Genomic DNA, 16,612 nt, shown 5'->3' on the forward strand with positions numbered 1-16,612 from the left:
GAAAAAAGAGAGGTGTTCTCGAAAGAACAGTCTCTCTTTTTTTGATAAGAATAATATTAGTGCTTAAGCTTGCTTTTGTTTTACTGACCCTGTATTTAAAGTAAGAGCAAGGAAGAACATTGCAAGTACGCAAGATGCAAGTAATAAGATGAATCCGCCATCCCATCCAAATGCATCTACGATAAAGCCCATAGCGGCACTAGCGAAAGCAGCTCCGCCTAAGTAACCAAAGAATCCAGTTAAGCCTGCTGCAGTTCCAGCAGCTTTCTTTGGTGCTAAGTCAAGAGCGTGTAGACCAATTAACATAACCGGTCCGTAAATTAAAAATCCAATCGCGACAAGTGCGATACTATCAACCATTGGATTACCAGGAGGATTTAACCAGTAAACAAGAACTGCGATAAATACACCAACCATAAATAAAATACCAGCAGGTGCGCGGCGTCCTTTAAATAGTTTATCACTCATCCATCCGCAAAGAAGTGTACCTGGAATACCAGCCCATTCATATAGAGCGTAAGCAGTACGTGAGCTACTATGAGTAAAGCTTTTTTCTTCTACTAAATAAGTAGGAGCCCAGTCTACAACACCGTAACGTACGAAATATACGAAAACGTTCGCAATAGCGATGTACCACAAAAATTTATTGTTTAGTACGTATTTAAATAAAATTTCCTTTGCCGAAAGTTCGCGTTCGCGATCTTTTATTTTCTCATCTGGTGGATATTCTCCAGTATGCTCTTCAATAGAAGGTAGTCCACAAGATTGAGGTGTATCTTTCATTGTAATTAATACATAAATACCAACTAAAATTGAAAGAATACCTGGGAAGTAAAAAATACTTTTCCAGTCATCTGCGAAGAAGTATAAGCCTAATGTTACAAGAGAAGGCATAAGCGCGCCGCCGACATTATGAGCGACGTTCCAAATAGACATTTTTGTACCACGTTCGCTAATAGAGAACCAGTGAACCATCGTACGCCCACAAGGAGGCCAGCCCATACCTTGTACCCATCCATTTAAAAACTGAAGTACAAACATAAGTATAATGCTCGTTGTAATGAAAGAAAATGAGCCGAAAATAATATTAATGATACCTGATAAAAATAGACCAGCTGCTAAAAAGTAGCGAGGATTACAACGATCGGATACGATACCCATAAGAAATTTACTTAATCCGTAAGCAATAGAAACTGCTGAAAGGATAACCCCAAGTTCCCCTTTACTAAAGCCTTGTTCGATTAAGTATGGCATTGCTAGTGAAAAGTTTTTTCGAACAAAGTAGTAGCCTGCATAACCGATGAAGATACCTAAGAATACTTGTAAACGTAATTTACGGTATTCGCTATCAACGCGATCAGCTGGTAAGCGTTCCGCGTGGGGCGCAGGTTTAAATAATTGTGTGAAAAACATAAAATGAAAATCCTCCCCTAATTAATTCGAAGCGTTTTAAGACAGAGAATATAAAAAGGCCATGAAATATAAAAAAGTTTCCTTTTTTATGATTCATAGCCGTATACTCCGATTCTCCGTGACTGTCAATATTAACTTCGTCGAAAATTATACAACTTTGTGACAAAAATGTAAACGTTTTTATAAATAAAAACTATTGACGGATTTTGTTCGTGGGATTAATATTTAAATACGTTAAATATTTTATTGTTTAAATAAGAGGTGGATAACATGCCAAATGATATGACGCACATCGATAAAATTCAAGCTCTTGCCTTTTCGATTGGAAAGAAAATGCAGACAGAGTTATTAGAACAAATGCAAGCAACAGGACTTACACCACCGCAGTTTTATATTTTAAAGATTTTAGATCATTATGGAGCTTCAAGGGCAACAAAATTAGCAAAAAAGATGTATGTAAAGCCTAGTGCAATTACAGTGATGATTGATCGCCTAATTGACCAGGAGCTTGTAGAGCGCTATCACGATAAAGATGACCGTCGTGTTGTCGTCATTGAGTTAACAAAAAAGGGGAAAACTAGGGTAGAAGAGGCAATGACCGCTCGTAATGAGCACATTGCAAAATATTTCTCACATTTAGAATTACAGGAAAGAGAAGATTTGTTACGTCTCTTTGAGAAGTTAGAAACAATTATTTGCGGGACACAAGAGAAAAAAGAGAATAACTAAGAGGAATTGAGGAGATTACATGGAGCAACAAGAAAATATAAATAGAAAGTTGTTGTTAATCGGTTTAATAATCGCGATGCTATTTGCTGCATTAGATGGAACAATCGTTGGTACAGCAATGCCGCGTATCGTCGGTGAACTAGGCGGATTAAGCTTAATGACGTGGTTAACAACAGCTTATATGTTAACATCAACGACAGTTGTACCAATTGCAGGTAAATTAGCGGATTTACTTGGCCGTCGTAACGTATATATAACAGGACTAGTTATTTTTATGGTTGGTTCGGCGTTATGTGGTATGGCAAATGGTATGACAGAATTAATTATTTTCCGTGGTATTCAAGGTCTTGGTGGCGGTATTATGATGCCAATGGCTATGATTATTATCGGAGATATGTTCACGGGAAAAGAACGTGCGAAATGGCAAGGTATTTTTGGCGCGTTGTACGGTCTTGCTTCTGTAATTGGACCACAAGTTGGTGGTTGGATTGTAGACGCAGTGAACTGGAGATGGGTATTCTACATTAACTTACCAGTTGGTATTTTAGCGACAATCTTTATTGCAATGGGATTAAAATCACATAAACAAACGGGACCAATTAAAATTGATATCGCTGGAATCTTTACGATGATTCTCGGTGTTGTAAGTTTATTACTTGCATTAACGTTTGGTGGAAAAGATTACCCATGGGATTCTTGGCAAATTATCGGGTTATTTGCATTAGCTGTAATTGGTATCGTTAGCTTTGTTATCGTTGAAACGAAAGCAGAAGAACCAATTTTACCGATGCATTTCTTTAAAAATCGCACATTTACATTACTAAATGCGATTGGATTCTTTATGAGTATCGGAATGTTCGGTGCTATTATGTTCGTACCGTTCTTCATGCAAGGAATTGTAGGAGTAAGTGCTGCCGAATCAGGTACAATTATGACGCCAATGATGATTACAATGATTGTAATGAGTATTATCGGCGGGCAACTTGTATTAAAAGTTGGTGTAAAACCACAAATTATTACAGGAATGCTTATAATGGCTGGAGGATTCTGGTTATTAACAACGATGGATATGCACACAACTAAACTAACTGCTACTTCTTATATGATGGTTATCGGTTTAGGAATGGGTCTCGTAATGCCAACATTAACATTAGCGTTACAAGAAAGCTTCCCGAAAAAAGATCTTGGTGTCGTAACATCATCAAGTCAGTTTTTCCGTCAAATCGGTGGAACATTTGGTATTACAATTCTAGGATCAATCATGAATAATACTTCAGGTACAACATTAACAAAGAATTTAGTACCTGTATTAGATACATTCCCGAAAGAAGCGGGACAAATGGTAACAAAATTTAAAGATATGATTCATACAGATCCACAAGGTTTATATTCGATGTTATTTAGTCCAGAGGCATTAAAGCAAATGCCAGAAGCATTCGCTAACAGCATTATACCAATTTTGAAAAACTCTTTAGTAGACTCACTTCATACTGTATTCTTAACAGGATTAGTATTCATTGTAGTGGGGGCCATCTTTACGATTTTCTTACAGAAGATTAAACTATCAGATCGTAAAAAAGGCGCTAAAGAGCCTACTGTAGAAGAAAAAGAACAAACTGTATCATATTCGTAATGAAAAAGCATCGCCTTATGGCGGTGCTTTTTTTGAGTATAACCTTAAAAGCTTTTTCGTGAGAAATGATTGACGTATTTCTAGAAATACGTTATATTATTTTCTGTAAACGGTTACATGAAATGGAGAGGGAAAAGAATGAGTACGATTAAAGACGTTGCAAAATTAGCGGGAGTATCTGTTGCGACCGTTTCCAGAGTATTAAATAAAAATGGATACGTTCATGAAGATACATTAAAAAAAGTAGAACGAGCAATTGAGATGTTAGATTATAAACCTAGTACAGTAGCGCGTTCACTGTATAATAAAAAATCTCGTTTAATTGGCTTAGTTGTTCCAAATATCGTGAATCCATTCTTTCCAGAAGTTGCACGTGCCGTAGAAGATGTAGCGCATAAGCAAGGGTACACAGTTGTACTTTGTAACTCTGATGAAAGTTTAGAGAAAGAAAAGCAATATATTGATGTACTTAGGCAAAATAATGTGGATGGATTTATTGTAGCAACAAATCCACAAAATAGTGTTAATTACATGAATTTGTCAGTACCGGTCGTTGCGATTGACCGTATGTTTAATGAGCGGATACCCGCTGTGTATGCAGATAACTATGCGGGAAGTCAGGCAGCGACAAGGTTGTTATTAGACAAAGGTTGCAAACATATTGCGCACATACGTGGACCACGTGATGTGAGTACAGCAAATGAACGTTTTGAAGGCTTTGTAGACGTTATTACGCAAAATAATCTTTCTTATATGATTGCAGAGAGTACATTTGATCCAGCTAATAGTGAGCGTGTAGCGGTGGAATTATTAGAAGAGTACCCACATATAGATGGAATTGTTGCTGGGAATGATTTAATTGCAATAGGTATTGTAAAGGCTGCACTTCAAAAGGGAATTTCTATTCCGGATGATTTACAAATTATCGGATTTGATGGAATTTCTTTAACAGAGATGATGTATCCATCTATTACAACTGTTGCACAGCCAATTTATGAAATGGGGAAAATTGCAACAGAACTGCTGTTAGAGCAGATGGAAGGAAACGTATTAGAAGAGAAACACTATCGTTTACCGATTGAAATTATAGAACGAAATACAACGAAGTAAGGAGATGAAATAGATGCCAAATATTGCAGTAGTAGGTAGTATTTCAATGGACTTAGTGGCCGTTTCAAAAAAACGTCCGAAAGCAGGGGAAACAGTAATTGGTGAAGCATTTCATACAATTCCAGGAGGGAAAGGAGCTAACCAAGCGGTTGCTGCAGCTAGATTAGGCGCAAATGTAGCGATGATTGGTGCGGTAGGAAACGATAATTATGGAACGGTAGTTAGAAAAAATTTAGAGAGCGAGCGCGTTTTTATCGACTATGTGGTACCGGTTACAGATGCGGTGACAGGAATTGCTCATATCGTTTTAGCAGAAGAGGATAACAGTATTGTTGTCGTGCAAGGGGCGAATGCTCTTGTAAGTGAGCCGGTTGTAGAGCGTTCAAAAGATCTTCTTACAAAAGCAGATATGGTTGTTCTTCAACTTGAGATTCCACTTGAAACAGTAAAATATGTATTGGCTATTTGTGAGGAACACAAAATCCCGGTTATGTTAAATCCAGCGCCAGCACAAGTGTTATCAGAAGATATTTTAGAAAAGGCAACTTATATTACGCCAAATGAACATGAGTGTCGCATCGTCTTAGATGATTTCACATCACCAATTGAAGAGTTATTGGCTAAATATCCAAACAAACTATTGATGACAGAAGGTTCTAACGGTGTACGTTTCCATAATGGCACGGAGATTGTACATGTTCCTAGCATTGCTGTTGATGTAGTAGATACGACTGGAGCTGGTGATACATTTAATGGTGCACTAGCAGTTGCTCTTTCTGAAGGAGAAACACTTCAAAAAGCAATTCGTTTTGCAAATATTGCTGGTGGTCTTTCTGTAACGAAGCTTGGAGCACAAGGCGGTATGCCAACGAGAGATAAAGTACGTGAAGTGCAGGTGATTGTCGGATGAAAAAGCACGGTGTATTAAACAGTGAGATTGCAGCAGTCCTTGCTTCACTCGGGCATACAGATACGATTGTAATTGCAGACTGCGGGTTACCGATCCCTGACGGAGTAAAACGAATTGATTTAGCTGTTGAGATTGGAAAACCTAGCTTTTTAGATGTATTGCAAGTGGTAGCTGATGATATGGCAATTGAAAAAGTGACGTTAGCAGAAGAAGTCATTAACAATAATGCGGAAGTAAATAAAGAGATTGAGCTGAAATTAATAGAGCCAGCATTTGAATATGTATCTCATGAACAATTTAAAGAGCATACAAAGAAAGCGAAGGCGATTATTCGTACAGGCGAGGCTACGCCATATGCCAATGTAATTTTACATGCAGGCGTGATTTTTTAATAAAGGGAAGTGATGAGAATGCATATTGAAATGAAAAATATTTCAAAAGCGTTCAATGGCAATCCTGTTTTGAAGAATGCACAGTTTATGATTGAAACAGGAGAAGTTCATGCATTGATGGGGGAAAATGGAGCGGGTAAATCAACGCTCATGAAGATTTTAACAGGTGTATACAAAAAAGATGGTGGAACAATCACGATTGATGGACAAGAACGAATTTTTAAAAATGCGAAAGAAGCAGAAGAGTACGGTATTGCATTTATACATCAGGAATTGAATATATTATCGAATTTAACAGTAGCTGAAAATATGTTTCTCGGTAAAGAGTTAATGTATGGGAAGACAGGTATTTTACGTACGCGTCAAATGAATGCGATTGCGCAGCAGCAACTAGCGGAGTTAGGGTTACATGTAAAAGGTGCCATGTTGGCAGGAGAGTTATCAGTTGGACAACAACAAATTATCGAAATTGCGAAAGCTCTAATGACAAACGCGAGCGTTATTATTATGGATGAGCCTACAGCTGCATTAACAGATCGTGAAATTGAAACGTTGTTTACTGTTATTAATAAATTACGCAAAGAAGGTGTTTCGTTCGTTTATATCTCACACCGAATGGAAGAAATTTTTTCAATATGCGATGCCATTACGATTTTACGTGATGGGGAATACGTGGGAAAGAGATTAATTCCGGAAACATCGTTTGATGAAGTAGTTAGTATGATGGTGGGGCGGAGCATTGGTGAACGTTACCCAGAACGAAATAGTCAAATTGGCGATGTTATTTTTGAAATGCGCAATGGAACGAAGAAAGGGAAGTTTGAAAAGATTTCGTTTCAAGTGAGGAAAGGTGAAATCCTTGGTGTAGCTGGTTTGATGGGGGCTGGTCGCACGGATATTATGAAAGCGATATTTGGTTATGAACCTTTAGACTCTGGACAAATTTTTATAAATGGACAAGAAGTAAAGATTGATAGTCCAATAGATGCAATTAGACAAAGAATTGCTTTCATTACAGAAGATAGAAAGTCTGAAGGATTAGTGTTAGATTTCTCAATTCGAGAAAATTTAGCTTTACCGAATTTAGAAAGTCTTTCAAAGGGAAGTGTTCTAAGCAACGAGCTAGAACAACAGTTTACAGAGGACATGATGAAGCTACTTAATGTGAAAGCATCTAGCGGAGAGCAGGCAGTGAAATCTCTTTCTGGTGGAAATCAGCAAAAGATTGTAATCGCAAAATGGCTAGGCATTCATCCGCAATTACTCATTTTAGATGAGCCAACAAGAGGTGTTGATGTTGGAGCGAAAAAAGAAATTTACTCTATTATGAATAAGCTTACAGAGCAAGGCGATGCCGTTATTATGGTATCATCTGAGCTTCCGGAAGTTTTAGGGATGAGTGATCGAGTTCTTGTTATTCATGAAGGAAAAGTCGGCGGCATTTTAGGGAAAGATGAGGCATCACAAGAGTCTATTATGGCACTAGCTACAGGGGGAGAATAAGGATGGCTAAGAAGGGGAATGTATTACAGCAACTCGGTTCTTTAATTGGTTTAGCACTAATTATCGTCGTAATTACGGCTTTAAATCCAGCATTTATTGAAATTCCAAATTTATTTAATATACTGCGCCAAGTATCGATTAATGCGCTTATTGCATTCGGAATGACCTTTGTAATTTTAACAGGGGGTATTGACTTATCGGTAGGTTCTATTTTAGCATTATCAAGTGCACTTGTTGCTGGAATGATGGCAGGTGGCATGGATCCGTTTCTTGCAATGGCAGTTGGATTATTGGCAGGTCTTGTAATGGGAATTGTAAACGGTATCATCATTGCGAAAGGAAAAGTAGCTCCATTTATTGCAACTTTAGCAACAATGACTATTTTTCGCGGGTTGACGCTTGTTTATATGGACGGACGTCCGATCACTGGCCTTGGTGATCATTTAATGTTCCAAATGTTTGGCCGCGGTTATTTTCTTGGTATTCCGGTACCAGCTGTTACAATGATGATCGCTTTTGCAGTACTGTACTTCATTTTGAAGAAAACGACATTTGGTCGCCGTACATTTGCAATTGGTGGAAATGAAGAAGCAGCAGCACTATCAGGTATTAATGTTACGAGAATTAAAGTAATGATTTACGGTCTTTCCGGAATTTTGGCAGCGCTTGCAGGTATTGTCTTAACATCACGATTAGATTCTGCACAGCCGACTGCAGGTACTTCTTACGAATTAGATGCAATTGCAGCAGTTGTATTAGGTGGAACAAGTCTTTCTGGGGGAAGAGGATGGATTGTTGGTACATTCATCGGTGTACTTATTATCGGTGTACTAAATAACGGTTTAAATTTATTAGGTGTATCTTCTTTCTTCCAACAAGTTGTAAAAGGACTTGTAATCTTACTAGCTGTATTAATTGATCGCAGAAAAGAAGCGTAATGGAGGGACAGTTCATGAAGAAATGGTTACTTATACTCGTTGCATGTATTATGGTCATTACTGCTGGTTGTTCAATGGAACCGCCAGAATGGGCAAAGGATTCTAGCGATAAAGGTCGAAATAAAACTATTAAAGTTGGATTCTCTGTTTCAACTTTAAACAATCCATTTTTTGTGACTTTGAAAAAAGGAGCAGAAAAGAAAGCGAAAGAAAGCGGCATTGAATTGATTGCTGTTGATGCACAAAATGATGCAGCAAAGCAAACGAACGATGTTGAAGATTTAATTCAAAAAGGTGTCGATGTAGTTGTTATTAACCCGACCGATTCAGATGCTGTTGCTTCAGCGGTAAGTGCTGCAAATGCAGCGAACGTTCCTGTTATTACAGTAGACCGCGTTGCAAATTCAGGTAAGGTTGTTTCTCACATTGCCTCTAATAACATCGAAGGTGGTCAAATGGCTAGTGATTACATTCGTGAATTAGTCGGCGAAGGAGCAAACGTTGCTGAGTTAGAAGGAATCCCTGGATCCTCTGCCGCTCGTGAACGTGGGAAAGGATTCCATAACGTAGCCGATAAGTCTTTAAAAGTAGTTGCAAAACAAGCAGCTGATTTTGATAGAGCGAAAGGATTATCTGTCATGGAAAACATTTTGCAAGCAAATGGTGATATTAAAGCCGTGTTTGCCCATAACGACGAGATGGCATTAGGTGCACTTGAAGCATTGAAGTCTGCTGGAAAAACAGATGTAGTCGTTGTTGGATTTGATGCAACAGAAGATGCTGTAAAGGCGGTTAAAGATGGGCGTATGGCTGCAACAGTTGCTCAAAAACCGGAATTAATCGGAGAGAAGGCGATGCAAACAGCAAAAGAGATCACGCAAGGTAAAAAAGTGGACAAATCTATTCCGATTGAATTAGAGCTTATTAAGAAAAACAAATAAATATAAAATGAAAACCAGGAAGGAAGAATAACAAATGAAATTCTTTATTGATACAGCAAACATTAACGAAATTAAAGAGGCAAATGCATTAGGCGTATTAGCTGGAGTAACGACAAACCCATCACTTGTAGCAAAAGAAGGCGTAGATTTCCACGAGCGTATTCGTGAAATCTGCAGCGTTGTAGAAGGTCCTGTAAGTGCAGAAGTAATTAGCTTAGAAGCTAATAAAATGATTGAAGAAGGAAAAGAATTAGCGAAAATTGCTCCAAACGTTGTTGTAAAAGTTCCAATGACAACAGAAGGTTTAAAAGCAGTAAAAGCATTCTCTGACTTAGGAATTCGTACAAACGTTACATTAGTATTCTCAGCAGTTCAAGCGTTACTTGCAGCTCGTGCTGGTGCAACATACGTTTCACCATTCTTAGGTCGCTTAGACGATATCGGTCATAACGGTATGGACCTAATCCGCCAAATCGCAGAAATCTTTGCCATTCACGGCATTGAAACAGAAATCATTGCAGCATCTGTACGTCACAGCGTTCACGTAACTGACGCAGCATTAAACGGTGCACATATTGCAACAATTCCAGCAAACGTAATTGCTTCATTAGTGAAGCACCCATTAACAGATCAAGGAATTGAGAAATTCTTAGCTGATTGGGAAAAAACACAAGAGAAATAATAGAAAATCAAGAATCCTAGTTTAATTGACTAGGATTCTTTTTTATTTAAAAGAATTTTCATGCAATTTTGCATATTGTCTTTTAAATTTGTTATATAAGCTATTTAATATATATCAAATCACTTTTTATGTTTCATATTTCGACATAAAACGGTAGAAGGTCTGACCAGAAAACTGGAGGGCATGATTCTATAACAGAAAGCTTAATGTTTATAGAATCATGCCTTTTTATATAGGGAGGTAGTAAACAGGGATTTCGACAAAAACGCAACTATTTATCTGAATTTTAAGTTTTATAAAGGGAGAGAAATGGAATGAGAAGAAAAGCGCCATTTAAAGTGTTATCGTCATTAGCAATTGCGGCAATTATCGGATGCACATCTGTAATGAGTGCTCCATTAGCATACGCAGAAACGCCAGCAAAAGAGAAAGACAATGTATCTACAACACCAATCGATTACAATTTAATTCAAGAAGATCGTTTAGCGGAAGCTCTGAAAGAAAGAGGAACAATTAATCCAGCATCTTCTAAAGAAGAGACAAAAAAGGCAGTAGAGAAATATATTGAAAAGAAACAAGGGGACCAGGCAAATAAAGAAATTCTTCCAGCCGATACTGCTAAAGAGGCATCTGATTTCGTGAAAAAAGTAAAAGAGAAAAAAATGGAAGAAAAGGAAAAGGTAAAGAAACCTGAAAAAAATGTTAGCCCTGAGCAAAAGCCTGAACCAAATAAGAAACAATTGAATGGGCAAGTTCCAACATCTAAAGCAAAGCAAGCACCGTATAAGGGATCTGTTCGAAATGATAAAGTATTAGTATTACTCGTTGAATTTAGTGATTATAAACATAATAATATTGATCAAACGCCAGGGTATATGTATTCGAACGACTTTAGTAGAGAGCATTATCAAAAGATGTTATTTGGTAATGAACCATACACATTATTTGATGGTTCGAAAGTAAAAACATTTAAACAATATTACGAAGAGCAGTCTGGTGGTAGTTATACGACAGACGGATATGTAACGGAGTGGCTAACTGTTCCAGGAAAAGCATCTGATTATGGAGCTGATGGTAGCAGTGGTCACGATAATAAAGGTCCGAAAGGTGCACGTGATTTAGTGAAAGAAGCTTTGCATGCAGCTGCTGAGAAAGGACTAGATTTATCTCAGTTTGATCAGTTTGATAGATATGATACAAACGGGGATGGGAATCAAAACGAACCTGACGGTGTAATTGATCATTTAATGGTAATCCATGCTGGTGTTGGTCAAGAAGCTGGTGGCGGTAAATTAGGTGATGATGCGATCTGGTCACATCGTTCAAAATTAGCAGTAGATCCAGTAGCGATTGAAGGTACAAAATCAAAGGTAGATTACTTTGGTGGTAAAGTAGCAGCACATGATTACACAATTGAACCAGAAGATGGAGCTGTAGGTGTGTTTGCACATGAATTTGGACATGATCTGGGATTACCAGATGAATATGACACGAAATATACTGGAAATGGTTCACCAGTCGAAGCTTGGTCATTAATGAGTGGAGGTAGTTGGACAGGGAAAATCGCAGGAACAGAACCGACTAGTTTTTCACCACAAAATAAAGACTTCTTACAAAAGAATATGGGTGGCAACTGGGCAAAAATATTAGAAGTAGATTACAATAAAATTAAGAGTGGTGTGGGAGTTCCTACCTATATTGATCAAAGTGTTACGAAATCAAATCGTCCAGGCGTTGTACGTGTTAACTTACCAGGTAAAAGTGTTGAAACGATTAAACCGGAGTTTGGAAAGCATGCATATTATAGTACAAGAGGCGATGATATGCATACAACGTTAGAGACACCATTCTTTGATTTAACAAAAGGAACAAATGCAAAATTCGATTATAAAGCAAATTATGAGTTAGAAGCAGAGTGCGATTTTGTTGAAGTGCATGCAGTAACAGAAGATGGAATGAAAACATTAATTGATAGACTTGGAGAAAAAGTAGTCCAAGGAGATAAAGATACAACAGATGGAAAATGGATTGATAAATCATATGACTTAAGTCAATTTAAAGGAAAAAAAGTGAAACTACAATTCGATTATATTACAGATCCAGCTGTAACATATAAAGGTTTCGCGATGGATAATGTAAATGTAACTGTTGATGGACAAGTAGTATTTTCTGATGATGCAGAAGGAACATCTAAAATGCAGTTAAATGGATTCGTTGTTTCTGATGGGACAGAGAAAAAAGCTCATTATTACTACTTAGAGTGGAGAAACTATGCGGGATCAGATAATGGATTAAAGGCAGGAAAAGGTCCAGTGTATAATACAGGTCTTGTCGTTTGGTATGCAGATGATAGCTTTAAAGATAACTGGGTTGGGGTGCATCCAGGTGAAGGCTTCCTTGGGGTTGTAGACTCTCATCCAGAAGCGTTTGTTGGTAATTTAAATGGGAAGGCAGCGTACGGTAATACAGGTATGCAAATTGCGGACGCTGCATTTTCGTTTGATCAAACACCGGCATGGAGTGTAAATTCATTAACACGTGGACAGTTTAACTATTCTGGATTACAAGGTGTTACAACTTTTGATGATTCAAAAGTATATAGTAACAAACAAATTGCAGACGCAGGAAGAAAAGTTCCAAACCTCGGACTTAAATTCCAAGTTGTTGGACAAGCAGAGGATAAATCAGCAGGCGCTGTTTGGATTAAACGTTAATAACAGAAAAGCACATTCTTCATATGAAGAATGTGCTTTTGAATTTGTACAGTAAGTTATTATTTTAGTTTATGTAATACAAGTGTCTGTTTACATGTAGTGTATCAAATTATGTAGGGAAAGGAAATATTTCCGAGGAAATTGTCGAAGTATTGTTGGTATTGATACACTTTTTTTTGTAAAAGAAGAAATGTAGTATTGTCTTTACAGTTTAATTTATTTACATTGTTACTTGGCTATACACAAAAGTAATATATTCGGCAATAAAAGAGCGCTATTGGATAGTGCTCTTTTTTATGAATAGAAAGGAGTGAGTTAAATGAAAGAAGTAATTGAATGTCCACAGTGTGAAGGGAATATTACTGCGCAACATATTATGGATCTCCCGCATCCTTTTTCATTCAGGTGTCCATATTGTAAGGTGAAATTAAAAGAAATGAGGATCACACCATGTTTAATATTAGTGGCAATTTGTATCATTCCACTATTTATTATGATTGGAGAGAGTACTAAGGAATTACTAGTAAAATATTTTTCTATTATAGACGGTATACCAACTGTACTTATTTTCTTCTTATTTTGTTATCCATTGTATTATCTCTATGAAAAATATAATGCCATATTGTTTATTAAATACGGCTTGTTGAAAGTTAAAAGTTGAATAGGAGTTTATCATTAAAAAAAGACAATGATGGAATTATCCTATCATTGTCTTTTTTACTTTGTCTCTGCCTTTTACTTTGCTTCGGACATAAATCATTCCAGCAAATGTTACTAAGAATGCACTTCCGATAACGAAGCTGACGCTAGGTGATGCCCCGATTGCTCCAACTGTAAAGGATCCAGCAACAACACCTAATGAGAAGAAAGCATAAAACAATCCGAATGCTTTTCCGCGCTTATCATCTGTCGTATTTTCAACAAGTAATGCATTTATTGATGGGAAAAGGATAGCGAATCCAATGCCATAAACCATCATAACGATAAAGAGCATACCTTTTGTTGCGAATAATCCAAGTAAAGATAATGCTAATGCCATTACTGCAATACCAATTAGCATTAGTTTTGAACGATTAAACCGATCGTAAATACGATTTGTTGGCAGTAAGAAGAAGAGGATAGCGGTAATACCGAATACACTTAACATCATGCCTGTTGTAGATGCTTTAAGTGCTAATGCCTCAACTTTCACTGGTAACATATAAGTGACAATTCCTTGTGAAAACATTAGTGTGAAAGCACCAATATATGCCTGTAATAACGGTTCTGATTTCAATAGTTCAAACATATCTTCTTTGTTCATCATTTGTGTTCTTGAAGTATCTTTTCTTGATACGTTATTTGGTAAGAAGAAGAGAGATACGATTGTACCAAGAACCATTAAAATAGAAATGGTAATGAACACCCACTCTATACCAGCAGTTGCTTTCATAATCCCGCTGAAAGCAGGTCCTACAATTGCCGCTGTTCCAACAGCAGCACCAGATAGAGCCATTGCCTTACCTTGTCTTGCTGCATTTGTTTGTTTTGATAAAAATGTAAAGGCAGCAGGAATTAAAAATCCGTCACTAAAGCCGTGCATAAAGCGCACAACTAATAGTTGTTCACCACTTTGAACAACGGTGTATAACAAGACTATGAAACTCGTAAGCCCCATGCTTATATAAAGTATTTTTTTTGCACCAAATTTATCGACGGCAGCGCCAGCAATAATATTACCGATCATATTTGCGAATGAGTACATACCGACAACTAGCCCAATAATAAGAGGGGATCCTCCAAGACTTTGAGCGAACGTACTCATAATAGGTAATTGTGAAAATGTATCTAGAAACGCTACGATAACAATAAAGTAAATAAAATATTTCAAGCGATATTCACCTCTCCTATGCTATTATGGCATAATGCTAATTTCAACCGCAATGAAATTGAATTAACAGATGTGGAAAAAAGTACAAAGTGACAAAATATTGAACATCATTTGTTAAAATTTAGTGGAAATGAGATTGTTTTTTTGAAATATATGGATAGAAGTATTATAATAGATTTGTAAACTTCACCAGGTTAAGTATATACATAGAGAGGGATGTATAAAATGAAAGCATTACTTTGGCATAATCAACGTGATGTAAGAGTAGAAGAAGTACCAGAACCAACTGTAAAACCAGGAGCAGTTAAGATTAAAGTTAAATGGTGTGGTATCTGCGGGACAGACCTGCATGAATATTTAGCAGGACCTATTTTTATTCCAACAGAAGAGCATCCATTAACACATGTAAAAGCACCGGTTATTTTAGGTCATGAGTTTAGCGGTGAGGTAGTTGAAATTGGTGAAGGTGTTACATCACATAAAGTGGGAGACCGCGTCGTTGTAGAACCAATTTATTCTTGTGGTAAATGTGAAGCTTGTAAACATGGGCATTACAATGTTTGTGAACAACTTGTTTTCCACGGTCTTGGCGGAGAAGGCGGCGGTTTCTCTGAATATACAGTAGTACCAGAAGATATGGTTCACCATATTCCAGATGAAATGACGTATGAACAAGGTGCACTTGTAGAACCAGCAGCTGTAGCAGTTCATGCAGTACGTCAAAGTAAATTAAAAGAAGGGGAAGCTGTAGCAGTATTTGGGTGTGGTCCAATTGGACTTCTTGTTATCCAAGCAGCAAAAGCAGCAGGAGCAACTCCTGTTATTGCAGTTGAACTTTCTAAAGAGCGTCAAGAATTAGCGAAATTAGCAGGTGCGGATTACGTATTAAATCCAGCTACTCAAGATGTATTAGCAGAAATTCGTAACTTAACAAATGGTTTAGGTGTAAATGTGAGCTTTGAAGTAACAGGTGTTGAAGTAGTACTTCGTCAAGCGATTGAAAGTACAAGTTTCGAAGGACAAACTGTAATTGTTAGTGTATGGGAAAAAGACGCAACAATTACTCCAAACAATCTTGTACTAAAAGAAAAAGAAGTGATTGGTATTTTAGGATACCGTCATATCTTCCCAGCTGTTATTAAATTAATTAGCTCTGGCCAAATTCAAGCAGAGAAATTAATTACGAAAAAAATCACAGTGGATCAAGTTGTTGAAGAAGGATTTGAAGCACTTGTAAAAGATAAAACACAAGTGAAAATTCTTGTTTCACCTAAATAATATAGAATAGTAAAAAGTAGCTCTTTTCTAGAAATAGAAGAGGGCTACTTTTTTTCTATACAGAAAGGTGATAGACTTTCCTGTAACTAAAGGTATTTTGTTTGGAAGGGGAAGTCTAATGCTTTCATTTATGTTGACATTGAAACGGATGTTAAAAGCTTGTTTACGAGCATGGAAAGATAAAGAATTTCAAGTATTATTCGTATTAACATTTTTAACATTAACATCTGGTACGATTTTTTATAGTACAGTTGAAGGATTACGTCCTCTTGACGCTTTATATTTTAGTGTGGTTACGTTGACGACTGTCGGTGATGGGAATTTTAGTCCGCAAACTGATTTCGGAAAGATATTTACAATCTTATACATATTTATTGGGATTGGATTAGTGTTTGGATTTATTCATAAGTTGGCAGTTAATGTACAACTGCCAAGTATATTATCGAATAGAAAAAAAGAGTAAAGCATGTGTATGCTTTACTCTTTTTTTACATTAGTT

At 37.0% G+C, this 16,612-nt stretch carries 15 protein-coding genes; 13 read left to right on the top strand and 2 right to left on the bottom strand.

What is annotated here, in order from left to right; all coding sequences use genetic code 11:
- Positions 1-63: 63 nt before the first annotated feature.
- Entirely contained in the window at positions 64-1,413 is a 1,350-nt protein-coding gene (glpT, locus tag ATN06_RS03430; protein ID WP_060629548.1) for a glycerol-3-phosphate transporter, read from the bottom strand.
- A 270-nt stretch (positions 1,414-1,683) separates the two neighbouring features.
- Between glpT and ATN06_RS03435 the strand changes: the two genes are divergently transcribed.
- The 11 genes from ATN06_RS03435 to ATN06_RS03485 all read left to right on the top strand — a co-directional run bounded on the left by ATN06_RS03435 (position 1,684) and on the right by ATN06_RS03485 (position 13,626).
- The gene (locus ATN06_RS03435; protein WP_060629549.1) at positions 1,684-2,142 is read left to right on the top strand and encodes a MarR family winged helix-turn-helix transcriptional regulator; all 459 of its coding nucleotides are present in this window, start codon (positions 1,684-1,686) and stop codon (positions 2,140-2,142) included.
- Positions 2,143-2,161: 19 nt separating this feature from the next.
- Positions 2,162-3,775 carry an MDR family MFS transporter gene (locus ATN06_RS03440; protein WP_060629550.1) on the top strand — a complete coding sequence of 538 codons (1,614 nt, stop codon included), beginning with the start codon at positions 2,162-2,164 and terminating at the stop codon, positions 3,773-3,775.
- A gap of 138 nt (positions 3,776-3,913) precedes the next feature.
- Positions 3,914-4,885 (top strand): ribose operon transcriptional repressor RbsR, encoded by a 972-nt coding sequence (gene rbsR / locus ATN06_RS03445; protein ID WP_060629551.1) that lies wholly within the window; start codon positions 3,914-3,916, stop codon positions 4,883-4,885.
- A 13-nt stretch (positions 4,886-4,898) separates the two neighbouring features.
- A complete protein-coding gene (gene rbsK, locus ATN06_RS03450; protein WP_060629552.1) occupies positions 4,899-5,795 on the top strand; it encodes a ribokinase in 897 nt (298 codons plus the stop codon).
- A complete protein-coding gene (rbsD, locus tag ATN06_RS03455) occupies positions 5,792-6,187 on the top strand; it encodes a D-ribose pyranase (protein ID WP_000716141.1) in 396 nt (131 codons plus the stop codon). The genes rbsK and rbsD overlap by 4 nt, the downstream gene beginning before the upstream one ends.
- Before the next feature lie 18 nt (positions 6,188-6,205).
- Positions 6,206-7,690 carry a ribose ABC transporter ATP-binding protein RbsA gene (gene rbsA, locus ATN06_RS03460; protein ID WP_060629553.1) on the top strand — a complete coding sequence of 495 codons (1,485 nt, stop codon included), beginning with the start codon at positions 6,206-6,208 and terminating at the stop codon, positions 7,688-7,690.
- A 2-nt stretch (positions 7,691-7,692) separates the two neighbouring features.
- Entirely contained in the window at positions 7,693-8,628 is a 936-nt protein-coding gene (locus ATN06_RS03465) for an ABC transporter permease subunit (protein WP_060629554.1), read from the top strand.
- Between the two features lie 14 nt (positions 8,629-8,642).
- Positions 8,643-9,569, top strand: a complete 927-nt coding sequence (gene rbsB / locus ATN06_RS03470) for a ribose ABC transporter substrate-binding protein RbsB (RefSeq protein WP_060629555.1) — start codon at positions 8,643-8,645, stop codon at positions 9,567-9,569.
- 34 nt (positions 9,570-9,603) lie between these two features.
- A complete protein-coding gene (fsa, locus tag ATN06_RS03475) occupies positions 9,604-10,251 on the top strand; it encodes a fructose-6-phosphate aldolase (RefSeq protein WP_060629556.1) in 648 nt (215 codons plus the stop codon).
- A 314-nt stretch (positions 10,252-10,565) separates the two neighbouring features.
- Positions 10,566-12,965 (top strand): M6 family metalloprotease immune inhibitor InhA2, encoded by a 2,400-nt coding sequence (gene inhA2, locus ATN06_RS03480; RefSeq protein WP_060629557.1) that lies wholly within the window; start codon positions 10,566-10,568, stop codon positions 12,963-12,965.
- 319 nt (positions 12,966-13,284) lie between these two features.
- Complete coding sequence (locus ATN06_RS03485; protein WP_060629558.1) at positions 13,285-13,626, top strand: hypothetical protein; 342 nt, start codon at positions 13,285-13,287, stop codon at positions 13,624-13,626.
- A 36-nt stretch (positions 13,627-13,662) separates the two neighbouring features.
- Here the strand turns inward: ATN06_RS03485 and ATN06_RS03490 are convergent, their stop codons facing one another.
- Positions 13,663-14,835, bottom strand: coding sequence for an MFS transporter (locus tag ATN06_RS03490; protein WP_060629559.1), 1,173 nt, complete (start codon positions 14,833-14,835; stop codon positions 13,663-13,665).
- 225 nt (positions 14,836-15,060) lie between these two features.
- Between ATN06_RS03490 and bdhA the strand changes: the two genes are divergently transcribed.
- On the top strand, positions 15,061-16,113 hold the full coding sequence (gene bdhA, locus ATN06_RS03495; protein ID WP_033691573.1) for a (R,R)-butanediol dehydrogenase: 1,053 nt from the start codon (positions 15,061-15,063) through the stop codon (positions 16,111-16,113).
- A 118-nt stretch (positions 16,114-16,231) separates the two neighbouring features.
- A complete protein-coding gene (locus tag ATN06_RS03500; protein WP_000948236.1) occupies positions 16,232-16,576 on the top strand; it encodes a potassium channel family protein in 345 nt (114 codons plus the stop codon).
- Positions 16,577-16,612: the final 36 nt, after the last annotated feature.

Origin of the sequence: Bacillus thuringiensis, assembly GCF_001455345.1 — a bacterium.
GTDB classification, from domain to species: Bacteria; Bacillota; Bacilli; order Bacillales; family Bacillaceae_G; genus Bacillus_A; species Bacillus_A thuringiensis_N.

Coding starts and splice junctions, on each gene's coding strand:
- glpT (WP_060629548.1), bottom strand. CDS start 1,413: ATGTTTTTCACACAATTATTTAAACCTGCGCCCCACGCGGAACGCTTA.
- ATN06_RS03435 (WP_060629549.1), top strand. CDS start 1,684: ATGCCAAATGATATGACGCACATCGATAAAATTCAAGCTCTTGCCTTT.
- ATN06_RS03440 (WP_060629550.1), top strand. CDS start 2,162: ATGGAGCAACAAGAAAATATAAATAGAAAGTTGTTGTTAATCGGTTTA.
- rbsR (WP_060629551.1), top strand. CDS start 3,914: ATGAGTACGATTAAAGACGTTGCAAAATTAGCGGGAGTATCTGTTGCG.
- rbsK (WP_060629552.1), top strand. CDS start 4,899: ATGCCAAATATTGCAGTAGTAGGTAGTATTTCAATGGACTTAGTGGCC.
- rbsD (WP_000716141.1), top strand. CDS start 5,792: ATGAAAAAGCACGGTGTATTAAACAGTGAGATTGCAGCAGTCCTTGCT.
- rbsA (WP_060629553.1), top strand. CDS start 6,206: ATGCATATTGAAATGAAAAATATTTCAAAAGCGTTCAATGGCAATCCT.
- ATN06_RS03465 (WP_060629554.1), top strand. CDS start 7,693: ATGGCTAAGAAGGGGAATGTATTACAGCAACTCGGTTCTTTAATTGGT.
- rbsB (WP_060629555.1), top strand. CDS start 8,643: ATGAAGAAATGGTTACTTATACTCGTTGCATGTATTATGGTCATTACT.
- fsa (WP_060629556.1), top strand. CDS start 9,604: ATGAAATTCTTTATTGATACAGCAAACATTAACGAAATTAAAGAGGCA.
- inhA2 (WP_060629557.1), top strand. CDS start 10,566: ATGAGAAGAAAAGCGCCATTTAAAGTGTTATCGTCATTAGCAATTGCG.
- ATN06_RS03485 (WP_060629558.1), top strand. CDS start 13,285: ATGAAAGAAGTAATTGAATGTCCACAGTGTGAAGGGAATATTACTGCG.
- bdhA (WP_033691573.1), top strand. CDS start 15,061: ATGAAAGCATTACTTTGGCATAATCAACGTGATGTAAGAGTAGAAGAA.
- ATN06_RS03500 (WP_000948236.1), top strand. CDS start 16,232: ATGCTTTCATTTATGTTGACATTGAAACGGATGTTAAAAGCTTGTTTA.